General features: G+C 60.1%; 10 protein-coding genes and 2 tRNA genes. 7 read left to right on the top strand and 5 right to left on the bottom strand.

Annotated elements, in window-relative coordinates; all coding sequences use genetic code 11:
* The first annotated feature begins 20 nt into the window (after positions 1 to 20).
* A complete protein-coding gene (locus FJQ89_RS23720) occupies positions 21 to 338 on the top strand; it encodes a helix-turn-helix transcriptional regulator (RefSeq protein ID WP_243136227.1) in 318 nt (105 codons plus the stop codon).
* 39 nt (positions 339 to 377) lie between these two features.
* Here the strand turns inward: FJQ89_RS23720 and FJQ89_RS23715 are convergent, their stop codons facing one another.
* From FJQ89_RS23715 to acs, 4 genes are all read right to left on the bottom strand, one after another.
* A complete protein-coding gene (locus FJQ89_RS23715; RefSeq protein ID WP_141171941.1) occupies positions 378 to 1,001 on the bottom strand; it encodes an Arm DNA-binding domain-containing protein in 624 nt (207 codons plus the stop codon).
* 10 nt (positions 1,002 to 1,011) lie between these two features.
* Positions 1,012 to 2,301: a tyrosine-type recombinase/integrase gene (locus FJQ89_RS23710; RefSeq protein WP_141171940.1), complete on the bottom strand. Its 1,290-nt coding sequence runs from the start codon at positions 2,299 to 2,301 to the stop codon at positions 1,012 to 1,014.
* A gap of 220 nt (positions 2,302 to 2,521) precedes the next feature.
* Positions 2,522 to 2,612 (bottom strand) — tRNA-Ser (locus FJQ89_RS23705).
* Between the two features lie 190 nt (positions 2,613 to 2,802).
* Entirely contained in the window at positions 2,803 to 4,809 is a 2,007-nt protein-coding gene (acs, locus tag FJQ89_RS23700) for an acetate--CoA ligase (protein WP_141171939.1), read from the bottom strand.
* Between the two features lie 293 nt (positions 4,810 to 5,102).
* Here acs and FJQ89_RS23695 point away from each other — a divergent pair, with 293 nt between their 5' ends.
* The 4 genes from FJQ89_RS23695 (at position 5,103) to FJQ89_RS23680 (ending at position 8,472) form a co-directional block, all read left to right on the top strand.
* The gene (locus FJQ89_RS23695; RefSeq protein ID WP_071079162.1) at positions 5,103 to 5,717 is read left to right on the top strand and encodes a YqhA family protein; all 615 of its coding nucleotides are present in this window, start codon (positions 5,103 to 5,105) and stop codon (positions 5,715 to 5,717) included.
* 82 nt (positions 5,718 to 5,799) lie between these two features.
* Positions 5,800 to 7,341 (top strand): fumarate hydratase, encoded by a 1,542-nt coding sequence (locus tag FJQ89_RS23690; RefSeq protein WP_116743341.1) that lies wholly within the window; start codon positions 5,800 to 5,802, stop codon positions 7,339 to 7,341.
* A gap of 67 nt (positions 7,342 to 7,408) precedes the next feature.
* Positions 7,409 to 8,254 carry a glutamate racemase gene (murI, locus tag FJQ89_RS23685; RefSeq protein WP_141171938.1) on the top strand — a complete coding sequence of 282 codons (846 nt, stop codon included), beginning with the start codon at positions 7,409 to 7,411 and terminating at the stop codon, positions 8,252 to 8,254.
* Positions 8,255 to 8,396: 142 nt separating this feature from the next.
* Positions 8,397 to 8,472 (top strand) — tRNA-His (locus FJQ89_RS23680).
* Positions 8,473 to 8,696: 224 nt separating this feature from the next.
* On the opposite strand, the gene FJQ89_RS28120 is transcribed toward FJQ89_RS23680, so the two are convergent.
* The gene (locus FJQ89_RS28120; RefSeq protein WP_168208514.1) at positions 8,697 to 9,143 is read right to left on the bottom strand and encodes a response regulator; all 447 of its coding nucleotides are present in this window, start codon (positions 9,141 to 9,143) and stop codon (positions 8,697 to 8,699) included.
* Between the two features lie 287 nt (positions 9,144 to 9,430).
* Here FJQ89_RS28120 and FJQ89_RS23670 point away from each other — a divergent pair, with 287 nt between their 5' ends.
* Positions 9,431 to 11,545, top strand: coding sequence for a TonB-dependent receptor family protein (locus FJQ89_RS23670; RefSeq protein WP_141171936.1), 2,115 nt, complete (start codon positions 9,431 to 9,433; stop codon positions 11,543 to 11,545).
* Between the two features lie 329 nt (positions 11,546 to 11,874).
* Positions 11,875 to 12,534 (top strand): FxDxF family PEP-CTERM protein, encoded by a 660-nt coding sequence (locus FJQ89_RS23665; protein WP_141172964.1) that lies wholly within the window; start codon positions 11,875 to 11,877, stop codon positions 12,532 to 12,534.
* The last annotated feature ends 76 nt before the right edge of the window (positions 12,535 to 12,610 follow it).

Raw genomic sequence — 12,610 nt, 5'->3', positions numbered from 1 at the left:
GATTCACGAAGGGGGACGCCATGAAAGCAGCGACAGCCGAATACCTGAAAGAGCGCCGCGTGGAACCTCGCATGGGCGAAGAGCGCTTCATCCGCCTGGGCGAAGTGCTGGCAACCTGCGGCAAGTCGCGCAGCAGCGTTTATGCAGGCGTCAAGGAAGGCCGCTTCCCCGCCCCTGTCAAGCTGCAGGGACGCTCCTCTGCATGGCTCAGAAGCGAGGTGCTACGTTGGATGCAAGCGTGTATCGAGGCCAGCAGACCTGCAAACACGGCATCCTCAATAATCGACACTTCATCAAGCATCAGGCCAATCGGTAACAAAGGGACCAGAGCCAAATGAAGCCGGAAAAGTACCGGGATACCTGCGGCATAGATACGCTCACCTCCGCCGCTGCGCCACCCTGGCATCCCTCATGGCCTCGATCAAATAATCTTCATCAATGCCCAATCCAAGGCAGCCAAAGATGATGTCGGCGCAGTAGTCGTACAGCAAATCAATCACTTCGGCGCTGCGCTCCTTCTGGATTTTCTCCAGTATGATCTGCATGTCGCTTCTCACACCTTCCTCGGCCACGACGCGGCTCAGCGCCGGGAACACAAGGCCGTGCAACTGCTCCAACGCTTGCCTGCCAACTTGGCTTACGCAGCGCTCCACCTTTCTATCGTCCATGGCAACTGGAAGGAGGCAATGCCGCCTGACGGGCTTCGGTGGACGCATGTGGGCCGCGTCGAACTCTGTACGCGGGTCCAGCCCATCATGCAGCATCTGGCGTGCGACTGCGCGGCGGCATCGAGCAAGCGTTGGCGATACCTCCGGGTAGTGGCCGAATGTCAGGGCATTTTCCTTGCCGTCCTTCTGGCGAAATTTCATGCGCCAGACCTTCGAGCCAGTCGGCATGACTTCAACATACAGGCCGTAGCCGTCGAATAACCTGAATGGTTTGTCCCCAGGCTCCGCCTGTATCAGCTGTTGCTCTGTCAGAGGTTCAATTCGTCTTGGCATGGCTGTCTCCTTAACGACGCGGCGCTGGCCACACCAGTTCCAGCGATCCATGATGGCCTGGCTGCGGCGTATCACCGCGTTCCACGGCTTCCAGGTAGTCGGCCCACTCCTGCATCATCTTGCGGCGCTCCGACAGGAACTGGGCGCGGTCGTAGGCGCTGGCCACCTTGTCCTTGGGCGCGTGCGCCAGCTGGCGGTCCACCACTTCATGACGGTAACCCAGGCGCTCCTTGATGGTACTCATGGCCAACGCCCGGAAGCCGTGGCCGGTCATGCGGCCCTTGTAGCCCATGCGGGCCAGCGCCACCAGCATCGTGTTGTTGCTCAGCGGCTTGTCGTGGTCGCGCTGGTTGGGAAACAGATATGTGCCGCGGCCTGTGATGGTGTGCAGCTGGCGCAGCAAGGCCAGCGCCTGGCGCGACAGGCAAACGTGGTGATTGGTCGTGTCGGGGTTGACGGTCAGCTTGCCGCGCTTCATGCGCTGCCAGGGAATGATCCACTCGCCCTTCTCCAGATCGACTTCGCTCCATGGCGTCTCTATCAGTTCGCTGGTGCGCACGAAGACCAGCAGCATCAGGCGCAGCGCGATGCGCGTCGGCTCGAACATGCGCGCCTCGTTGCGCGCCAGCGTGTCCAGGAAGGCGGGCAATTCATCGGCATCGATGGCGGCGAAGTGCGAGACGCGTTTGGTCTTCAGGACGTCCTTCATGTCCACCACCAGGTTGCGGTCGGCCAGGCCGCACTGGATGGCGTAGCTGAATATCTGCGAGCAGACGGCCTTCAGGCGATGCGCGATCTCGGTGGCGCCGCGCTCCTCGATCTTGCGCAGGGTATCAATCAATTCGCGGTGCCTGATTTCCGTGATCGGCCTGTCGCCGATCCGTGGAAAAATATCGGCTTCAAGACGCTGCAGCATGTTCTTGGCAGTACGCTCGCTCCATGTTGGCACCTTGTTTGCGTACCACTCCCTGGCGATTTTCTCGAAGGTATTGGAGGATTTTTCGGCGGCGAGCCGCCTTGCGTCGTCGCGATGCTTGGCGGGGTCTATTCCTTTCAGCAGCAATCGACGCGCCTCCAGACGCTTTTCTCGCGCATCCTGTAGCGTAACTTCTGGATAAGGGCCGAAGGTGAGCCGGTTTTCCTTGCCGTCCAATTGGCGAAACTTCAAACGCCAAATGCGCGAACCGCTGGTTGCGACTTCAAGATAGAGTCCAGCACCATCAAATAGCTTGTAAGGTTTTTCCCTGGGCTTGGCATTCCTGACCTGCATCTCGGTCAGCGAAACGTTGTTCTTGGCCATGGTAGTCTCCCTCGGCACAATGCCGGAAACTACTTTTGACCAACTTCCGGGGGCAAGGTTCCTAGAGCCGGGGGCATACGACCTAGGTAATGCCCCCCGATGAGCTGGATGCAGCTGGACAGTACTGGACGCCAGAATACAAAAAAACCGCTTTAGCACGGGCTAAAACGGTTTTTTGTGGACGTTCTGGGACTTCCTTGAACTGGCCAATTTGTATCTTTGGCGGAGAGAGGGGGATTCGAACCCCCGATAGAGTATTACCCTATACACGCTTTCCAGGCGTGCGCCTTCAGCCGCTCAGCCATCTCTCCTGAAGGCAATGCGCGCGTCTTGCTTGCTCACATTGTGTACTGCATATCGCTTGTCGCGAAGCCGCAGATTATAGCAAAGATTCTACAGACTGCCAAAGTTATTTACCCAGGGGTAAAAGTTTGGCCAGACCCGGCGGAAGGATGCGCGCCAGTGCTGCGCACGGCACTTCCGGAGGGACTGGCCTGTCTGTTACGACGTTTCTTTCAGCTGATCCAGAATCGCCGGGTTTTCCAGGGTCGAGACGTCTTGCGTGATCGTCTCGCCCTTGGCCAGCACGCGCAGCAGGCGGCGCATGATTTTGCCGGAGCGGGTTTTCGGCAGGTTGTCGCCGAAACGGATTTCCTTCGGTTTCGCGATCGGGCCGATTTCCTTGCCGACCCAGTTGCGCAGCTCCAGCGCCAGTCGTTTCGCTTCCTCGCCCGTCGGACGCGCTTGCTTGAGCACCACGAAGGCGCAGATCGATTCGCCTGTCGTGTCGTCCGGACGGCCCACCACGGCCGCTTCGGCCACCAGCGGGTTGGCCACCAGGGCCGATTCGATTTCCATCGTGCCCATGCGGTGGCCCGACACGTTCAAGACGTCATCGATGCGGCCCGTGATGGTGAAGTAGCCCGTTTCCTTGTTGCGGATGGCGCCGTCGCCTGCCAGGTACATCTTGCCGCCCAGTTCTTCCGGGAAATAGCTGGACTTGAAACGCTCGGGGTTGTTCCAGATCGTGCGGATCATCGACGGCCATGGGCGTTTTACCACCAGGATACCGCCCTGACCGTTCGGCACGTCCTGGCCCGCTTCGTCGACGATGGCGGCCATGATGCCCGGCAATGGCAGAGTGCAGGAACCGGGGACCATCGGCGTGGCGCCTGGCAACGGGGTGATCATGTGACCACCCGTTTCCGTTTGCCAGAAAGTATCGACGATCGGGCATTTCTCGCCGCCGATGTGCTTGTAGTACCACATCCACGCTTCCGGATTGATCGGCTCGCCAACCGTACCCAGCAAACGCAGGCTGCTCAGGTCGTAGTTGCTTGGATGGACTTTCGGGTCCACGTCGGCCGCCTTGATCAGCGAACGGATGGCCGTCGGCGCCGTGTAGAAGATGCTGACGTTGTGCTTCTTGATGGTTTCCCAGAAACGACCCGCGTTCGGGTAGGTCGGGATGCCTTCGAACACCACTTGCGTGGCGCCCACGGCCATCGGGCCATACGCGATGTAGCTGTGGCCCGTCACCCAGCCGATGTCGGCCGTGCACCAGAACACGTCGTCGGGCTTGATGTCGAAACTCCACTTCATCGTCAGCGCGGCCCACAGCAGGTAGCCGCCGCTCGAATGCTGCACGCCCTTCGGCGTGCCCGTCGAACCGGAGGTGTACAAGATAAACAGTGGATGCTCGGCATCGACCCATTCCGGCTCGCATTGCGCGCTCTGGCCTTCGACCAGGTCGTGCAGCCAGGTGTCGCGGCCGGCCACCATCGGCAGGTCGCTGCCCGTGCGTTTATACACGATGACGTTTTTCACGCACTCGCAGCCGCCCAGCGCCAGCGCTTCGTCGACGATGGATTTCAATGGCAGCTTCTTGCCGCCGCGTAATTGCTCGTCGCCCGTGATGACGGCGACGGCGCCCGCGTCGATAATGCGTTCCTGCAGCGATTTCGCCGAGAAGCCGCCGAACACGACGGAGTGCGTGGCGCCGATGCGCGCGCAGGCTTGCATCGCAGCAACGCCTTCGACGGACATCGACATATAGATGATGACGCGGTCGCCCTTGGCGATGCCTTTGGCTTTCAGGCCGTTGGCGAACTTGCAGACTTTTTCGTGCAGCTCGGTATACGTTGCCTTGGTGACGGTGCCGTCATCCGCTTCGAAGATGATGGCCGTCTTGTCGCCCAGGCCATTTTCAATGTTGCGGTCCAGGCAGTTGTAGGACACGTTCAGCAGGCCGTCTTCGAACCACTTGTAGAACGGCGCGTCGTCTTCGTTCAGGGTGCGGGTGAACGGCTTTTTCCAGCTCAGGTTTTCGCGCGCCAGCTTGGCCCAGAAGCCTTCGTAGTCGCGTTCGGCATCGGCCACCATGGCGCGGTAGGCGTCCATGCCGGAAATCGTTGCCTGTGCGGCAAATGCTGCCGACGGTTCAAATACGCGCGACTCTTCCGGTCCCTGCTGCTCAGTGCCCTGCCCTTGGTTCTCTATAGCGGCCATGCTAGTCTCCAGTGTAGTAATTGTTTGTTAACACAATATTCCTGCTGTCTTACGGACGCCTTACATGCAGCGTTTTCCTCGATCCATTCTAACCATAATCGCCACTGCCGACGGGCGTCAAGCGTACGTCCTTCAGCCTTCAGGATGAAAAACCGACAACACCGTAACTACTTGATGCCACTTTGTGTTTCATCAAGGCCAAGAATCCAAATCGAGGGTATGCGCAGTGATCAGCAGCGAGTGTAAAATGTCGGGCATACCAAAAATTGGTATTTACCCCCAGGAAACTCCAGATGATCGACCACTCACAAAAGCCCTCCCATAGCAAACTGCATCCCCTGTCCGCCTTCATCTTCATGTCGCGCTGGCTGCAGCTGCCGCTGTACCTGGGCCTGATCCTTGCCCAATGCGTCTACGTATTTCATTTCTGGGTGGAACTGTCGGACCTGATCGGCGCCGTGTTCGGCAATGACGCGGCCCTGCAGCACGTCTTGACGGCCGTGGCCGTACCGGGCAGCGCCCTGCCGACCAAGCTCAATGAAGCGACCATCATGCTGGTGGTACTGGGCTTGATCGATGTGGTCATGATTTCGAATCTGTTGATCATGGTCATCATCGGCGGCTATGAAACGTTTGTCTCGCGCATGCACCTCGACGACCATCCGGACCAGCCGGAATGGCTGTCGCATGTGAATGCGTCCGTGCTGAAGACGAAACTGGCGATGGCCATCATCGGCATCTCGTCCATCCACCTGCTGAAGACCTTCATCAACGCCAACTCGTACAAGATCGAAGTGATCATCGCGCAAACGGTGATACACATGGTCTTCATCCTGTCGGCGATGGCGATTGCGTACACGGACCGCATCATGACCGTCACGCAGAACCAGGCCAGAGCACCACACTAAAGAAAAGAAGCCCATGGCTGCCAGCGGCGGCCATGGGCTTTTAGCAAAGAGTCCTACCCTTCTTATCCACCGCGAGAACACCATGACTGTCATAAAGCAAGAAGACCTGATCGAATCCGTCGCCGCAGCGTTGCAGTACATTAGCTACTACCACCCTGCTGATTACATCGAGCACCTGGCGCGCGCCTACGCGGCCGAGCAAAGCCCGGCGGCGAAAGATGCGATCGCGCAAATCCTGACCAACTCGCGCATGTGCGCGGAAGGCAAGCGTCCGATTTGCCAGGACACGGGTATCGTCAACGTCTTCCTGAAAATCGGCATGGGCGTGCGCTTCGAAGGCTTCTCCGGCACGGTTACCGACGCCGTCAACGAAGGCGTGCGCCGCGCATACAACTTCGACGACAACAAGCTGCGCGCTTCCATCGTGGCCGACCCGCATTTCGACCGCAAGAACACCAAGGACAACACGCCAGCCGTGGTGCACATGGAACTGGTCGAAGGCAATACCGTCGACGTGAAAGTCGCTGCCAAGGGCGGCGGTTCGGAAAACAAATCCAAGATGATCATGATGAACCCGTCCGACTCGCTGGTGGACTGGGTCATGAAGACGGTGCCAACGATGGGCGCCGGCTGGTGCCCGCCTGGCATGCTGGGCATCGGCATCGGCGGTACGGCCGAAAAAGCCATGTTGATGGCAAAAGAAGTGTTGATGGAAGACATCGACATGTTTGAGCTGAAACAGCGCGGCCCGCAAAACAAGCTGGAAGAACTGCGTATCGAACTGTGCGACAAAATCAACTCGCTGGGCATCGGCGCGCAAGGCCTGGGCGGCCTGACGACCGTGCTCGACGTGAAGATCATGATGCACCCGACGCACGCCGCATCGAAGCCGGTCGCCATGATTCCGAACTGCGCCGCCACGCGCCACGGCCACTTCGTGCTGGACGGCTCCGGCCCCGCCTACATGACGCCGCCATCGCTGTCGTCGTGGCCGGAAGTGCACTGGACGCCTGACACGGAAAAATCCAAGCGCGTCGACCTCAATACCCTGACGAAGGAAGAAGTCGCCTCGTGGACGCCAGGCCAGACCTTGCTGTTGAATGGCAAGATGCTGACGGGCCGCGACGCCGCGCACAAGCGCATCCAGGACATGCTGGCCCGTGGCGAAGAGTTGCCGGTCGACTTCAAGAACCGCGTGATTTACTACGTCGGCCCCGTCGATCCGGTGCGCGACGAAGCCGTCGGTCCGGCCGGTCCGACGACGGCAACGCGCATGGACAAGTTCACCGACATGATGCTGGAAAAAACGGGCCTGATCGCCATGATCGGCAAGGCCGAACGCGGCCCGGTCGCCATCGAATCGATCCAGCGCCACCAGTCGGCTTACCTGATGGCTGTGGGCGGCGCCGCCTACCTGGTGTCGAAAGCCATCAAGCACGCCAAGGTGCTGGGCTTTGCCGACATGGGCATGGAAGCGATCTACGAATTCGACGTCGTCGATATGCCGGTGACGGTGGCCGTGGATGCGAAAGGCACTTCGGTGCACAACACGGGCCCGAAAGAATGGCAGGCGAAGATCGAGCAACTCAATAGCGTCAGCAAGATTCCCGTGACGGTCGCTTAAACAAGCTCTACCATAGACGCCGCGCGGCAACATCAGCGCGGCGTTTTTTTATCTTCAACGGTTCCCTATGACTTTTACTGCAAGCACTGCCCGCCCAAACGCGCCCATCGGCATTTTTGATTCCGGCGTGGGCGGCCTGTCGGTGCTGCGCCATATCCGCGCGCAGCTGCCGCAGGAAGATTTGATGTACTTTGCCGATTCCGGCTATGCGCCGTATGGCGACAAGACGGAACAGCAAGTGGTCGACCGTTCGCTGGCCATCACCGCCTTTTTATTGCAGCAAGGCGCGAAGGCGCTGGTGGTGGCGTGCAACACGGCCACCATCGCCGCCATCAAGGCGCTGCGCGCGCGCTACCCGGATCTGCCCATCGTCGGCGTCGAACCGGGCCTGAAGCCGGCGGCGTCCATCAGCCGCAACGGCAAGATCGCCGTGCTGGCAACGGAACGCGCCTTGCGCGGCGACAAGCTGCTGGCCCTGCGCGAACAGGTGAGCGCCGCCACGGGCGCCACGTTCATCTTGCAGCCCTGCATCGGCCTGGCCGACCGCATCGAGCAGTGCGAGCTGGGCAATGATCCGACGGACGCTACCAGCGCCATGCTCGAACGCTACATCGCGCCCATGCTGGCGCAAGGCGTCGATACCCTGGTGCTCGGCTGCACCCACTACCCCTTCGTGCAGGACGCCATCGTCCGCACGGTGCGCGCACACACGCAGGAAACAATTACGCTGGTGGACACAGGCGACGCCGTGGCGCGCCAGCTGGCCCGCTTGCTCGACGCGGCAAGCCTGCGCCGCATCGACAACGACGCCCCGCGACTGCAGGGCTACACGACGGCCAAGGTCGAAGCATTGGCGAAAGCCTTCTCCGGTTTGCTGGACTTGCAGCCGCCCGTCACCCACCTGTCCGTGTGAGCGGTGTGAGCAAAAGCGACCGTTTTCATGCAATCTTTCGATTCTTTAAAAAAGACTGCATTTAGATTTGCCACTTCGCCGAGTTCTTTGTATAATTCGGCACCTGTTCAGCAAAACAGCTAAACAGGCAAGTAAGACAGTGGTGGCTGTAGCTCAGTTGGTAGAGTCCAGGATTGTGATTCCTGTTGTCGTGGGTTCGAGCCCCATCAGCCACCCCACAGAATGCGTAGGAAAATAAAAGGGTTACATGCTTCGGCTTGTAACCCTTTTTTCATTTCCGCACACATGCATGAGGCAACATCAGCCTTCTTCTCCCGCAGCATGTCAGGCGAAGGCAATCCAAGCTTCGGCACCATTTTTAAGGTGACGCATGCACTCGGCTTGCAATTTCGCGCCGCAGCGCTGAACACCTGACTACTCATCAGGCGTGGCAGCGGAAAGACTAGCCTGCCAACACCGACTGCACCGTCGTCGCCAGGTCTTCCAGGCGCACGGGTTTGACGAGGAAGTGGCGGAAGCCCACGGCCAGCGCGTCGTCCATGTACATGGGCAGGCTGTGGCCGGTGACGGCGATCAGCACGGCGTTGGCCGTCTCGGGATTGTGGTGCAGGCGGCGGCCGATTTCGATGCCGCTGATGCCGGGCATTTCGATGTCGAGGTAGACGGCGTCGGGCACGCACAGCTTGACTTGCTCGACGGCCATCTGCCAGTTGCGCACCACCACCGCGTGGTGGCCCAGCGCTTCGAGCAGCATGGCCAGCGATTCGCCCACTTCCTGGTTGTCGTCGACCACCAGCAGATTGAGTTTGCGCGCAGCACTTGCCGGCTGGTCGCCCTGGCGGCGTTCCGAGGAGGAACTGCCTGGTGTCGTTTCAGTTGTCTGGCTCATTGTACCTTCACGTCTGACGGCTGCAAAAACGGCAGTATACAAGAAGCGCGCGTAATGCCGTCGCACCCCAGCAATGCTGCCAAGCAGCAATCCAGGCGCCCCGCTGTACCGCGCCAGCAACACTTCCCCACCCCGCGCGGAGAAAGCCAGCCCTACGCAGTTTGCGCAATTGACGGATAAAATGAGAATCATTATCATTCTTATCCCCTTGCGCCGGATGTCCACGCCACGCTGTTGTCGCGCCGCCTGCTTGCCCGCGCAAACATTGTCACTACGGAGATCCATGCATGGCCGCCACACTTTCCACACTGCCGTTTTCGCTGCGCCCCTGCGCCCTGGCCATCGCCCTCGCCTGCCTGGGCACTTCCCTTGCCGCGCAGGCACAGGAAGCCAATACGGCCAGCACAGCCGATAACGCCGGCCCCATCCTGGAATCGATTCAGGTCAGCAGCAACCTGCTGGGCACCAGCATGGCCGCCAGCACGAAGAATTTCGCGGGCGCGCGCACGGTGGTGCAAAAGGACGATATCGACAACTCGGGCGCGACCAGCCTCAGCGATGTGATGCGCCGTATTCCTGGCGTGCAGATCAGCGACAACTCGGGCAGCGCCGGCAGCGCCATCGCCCTGAACATCGGCGTGCGCGGCCTGGCCGGACGCTATTCGCCGCGCAGCACGGTGTTGCTCGACGGCATCCCGATGTCGGTGGCGCCGTATGGCCAGCCGCAACTGTCGTTCGCGCCCGTCAGCCTGGCCAATGTCGAGACGGTCGATGTGGTGCGCGGCGGCGGCGCCGTGCGCTTCGGTCCGCAAAACGTGGGCGGCATCATCAACTTCAAGACGCGCCGCGTGCCCACCACGCCAGGCATCACGGGCGACGCCAGCGTGCGCTACAACTCTTACAGCGAAGTGGGCCACAATACGCAGGCCAGCGTCTTTGCAGGCACCCAACTCGACAGCGGCCTGGGCCTGGCGTTGCTGTACTCGGGCATCCGCGGCAGCGACTGGCGCGTCGGCAGCGACGAGAAGGTCAACGACTTCGCCCTGAAATTTCGCTACGACCTGAGTCCCACGGCCGAGGTCTACGGCAAGCTGTCCTACTACGACGTGACGTCGCGCACGCCGGGTGGCCTGACGGCAGCCCAGTACAAGGCGGACCCGTTCCAGAACACGCGCCCCACCGACTTCTGGAGCGGCGAGCGCAAGGCCTTCGACATCGGTTACCTGAATGCCCTGTCCGGCACGCAGGAATTCGAGGTGCGCGCCTATTACAACAAGAGCTCGCGCGAAAGCACACTGATCAGCGGAAAAAACCTGGGCCACCAGCCGCGCAACTATGAAACGACCGCCATCGAGCCCCGCTACACGCAGCGTTTTACCACCGGCAAGGTTTCGCAGGACGTCACCGTCGGCTACCGCTACCTGGCCGAGCGGGCCGACGAAACCATCTACAACGTGCTCATCGCCAGCGGCGTGCAACAAAAGCCGACGCGCTTCGCCAACAATGCCACCGATGCGCAAGCCGTGTATATCGACGACAAGATCGCCATCGATGCCTGGCGCATCACGCCGGGCGTGCGCTACGAGCATATCAAGACGGAACGCTACAACCACTTGCCGGTCGACCAGAAGATCGAATTGCTCAATAACAAGGCCCTGCCCTCGCTGAACGTGGCCTACTTGCTGAGCAACAACGTGACCCTGTTCGGCAACTACAACAGCTCGTTTGGCGCCGTGCAAAACACGCAGCTCAATGCGCAATCGAGCAAGAATCCGCTGCAGCCGGAACTGGCGAAAACAGCCGAGCTGGGCGCGCGCTGGAAGAGCGGCCAGTTGTCGGCCGAGGCGACCTTGTTCAACATCAAGTTCGACAACCAGATCCAGTCCGTCGGCAGCGGCGAGAACGTCGTCTTCTACAACGTGGGCGCCACGCATCACCGGGGCCTGGAAACGGCCGTCGATTACCATTTCGACCAATCCGGCCCGCTGGCCGGCTTGAACGCCTACGCCACCTACACTTACACCAAGGCGACCTTGCAGGATGGCGCGAACGCGGGCAATGACGTACCCTTCTATTCGCGCACCACGGACACCGTCGGCGCCCACTACCAGCTGGGCGCCTGGGGCTTCGATTTGTCGAGCAGCCACCAGAGCCGCCAGTTCGCCGACGAGGCCAACACCGTGGTGGAAAACCCGGCCGGCAATCTGGGCGTCATCCCCGGCTTTCGCACCTGGAACACGCAAGTAAAATGGAAAGTGCCGGGCCAGAAGGGCCTGGAGCTGGTCGCCGGCGTCAACAACCTCGCCGACAAGCGCTACTTCACGCGCACTTCGGACGGCAACCTGGGCAAGCTGGTGGGCGCACCGCGCATGGTCTATCTGCAGGGCCGCCTGGCGTTCTGAGCGCTGCATGCGGCAGTGCCTATCGAATCAATATGCTGCCGCAGCCGCACATACCCTCAAAAAAACCTGCATCGTTGTTGTTACGATGCAGGTTTTTTTACGCCCGAATGTTACAAAAATACTGCCATGCAAGAAGGTTAGTAGTCGCGCTCGCCTTACATCGCGGCAGCAATTGCTTCACCATGGAAATTAATTGCAATACAGACACCAATAATTTCACAATTGCAAATATTTTAGTCGGCCCTGGTGTTTGGTGTGAGTTTTGGTGATATCATTTAAATGTCATTTAAGAAATTGAATTATCCTACAATCAACTAAATTGGAACACCATGAAAATGCCAGCCACCCTCCTGAAGATTGCCGCATTGGCCGCCCTGGCCACCGCTGGCACAGCCAACGCCGCGACCGAACTGGTGGTCAATGGCAGTTTTGAAAACAATGTCATCTCCTCATCCTGGGCTGCGCTCAGCAGCGTGACAGGCTGGACCTCGTCAGCCAGCGGCAACTCGGCCTTTGAAATCCAGAAAGGCGCCACGCAAGGCGGCCAAGGCGGCTTCAACCCCGTCGCCGCCGCCGGTACGCAATACCTGGAACTCAACGCCGCGAGCCTGACCTCAGTATCGCAATCGATCGCCACCACGGCCGGCGGCACGTATGCGCTGTCGTTTGCCTATTCGGGCCGCCCGGATACGCCAGGCGGTGCGAGCAGCCTGATGAATGTCTACTGGGGTTCCACTCTGCTCACGCCAACGGCCCTGATCGGCACCACGAGCGGCGTGTGGCAAACCTACAGCCAGAACGTGTCCGCGCTCGGTTCGTCCACCCTGCTGCGCTTCGAATCGATCGGCCCGGTCTCCGCACCGAGCTATGGCTCCTATCTGGACAATGTCTCGGTGACGACTGCCGTGCCGGAACCGGAAAGCTACGCCATGATGCTGCTGGGCCTGGGCTTGCTGGGTTTCATGGCACGCCGCAAGACTGCCGCCTGAATCCAGGGTCGTTGCGCAACAGCCGCTCCGCCACTTGGCCGGGCGGCTTTTTCATGGGCAAACGGGTGCATTACTT

Origin of the sequence: Janthinobacterium tructae, from assembly GCF_006517255.1 — a bacterium.
In the GTDB taxonomy this organism is placed as follows: Bacteria; Pseudomonadota; Gammaproteobacteria; order Burkholderiales; family Burkholderiaceae_D; genus Janthinobacterium; species Janthinobacterium tructae.
The sequence above is the reverse complement of the archived record's forward strand: the minus strand, read 5'-3'. Positions and strand labels throughout refer to the sequence as shown.

Excerpts from the sequence above, each read along its gene's own strand:
- FJQ89_RS23720 (WP_243136227.1), top strand. The coding sequence starts at position 21 with ATGAAAGCAGCGACAGCCGAATACCTGAAAGAGCGCCGCGTGGAACCT.
- FJQ89_RS23715 (WP_141171941.1), bottom strand. The coding sequence starts at position 1,001 with ATGCCAAGACGAATTGAACCTCTGACAGAGCAACAGCTGATACAGGCG.
- FJQ89_RS23710 (WP_141171940.1), bottom strand. The coding sequence starts at position 2,301 with ATGGCCAAGAACAACGTTTCGCTGACCGAGATGCAGGTCAGGAATGCC.
- acs (WP_141171939.1), bottom strand. The coding sequence starts at position 4,809 with ATGGCCGCTATAGAGAACCAAGGGCAGGGCACTGAGCAGCAGGGACCG.
- FJQ89_RS23695 (WP_071079162.1), top strand. The coding sequence starts at position 5,103 with ATGATCGACCACTCACAAAAGCCCTCCCATAGCAAACTGCATCCCCTG.
- FJQ89_RS23690 (WP_116743341.1), top strand. The coding sequence starts at position 5,800 with ATGACTGTCATAAAGCAAGAAGACCTGATCGAATCCGTCGCCGCAGCG.
- murI (WP_141171938.1), top strand. The coding sequence starts at position 7,409 with ATGACTTTTACTGCAAGCACTGCCCGCCCAAACGCGCCCATCGGCATT.
- FJQ89_RS28120 (WP_168208514.1), bottom strand. The coding sequence starts at position 9,143 with ATGAGCCAGACAACTGAAACGACACCAGGCAGTTCCTCCTCGGAACGC.
- FJQ89_RS23670 (WP_141171936.1), top strand. The coding sequence starts at position 9,431 with ATGGCCGCCACACTTTCCACACTGCCGTTTTCGCTGCGCCCCTGCGCC.
- FJQ89_RS23665 (WP_141172964.1), top strand. The coding sequence starts at position 11,875 with ATGAAAATGCCAGCCACCCTCCTGAAGATTGCCGCATTGGCCGCCCTG.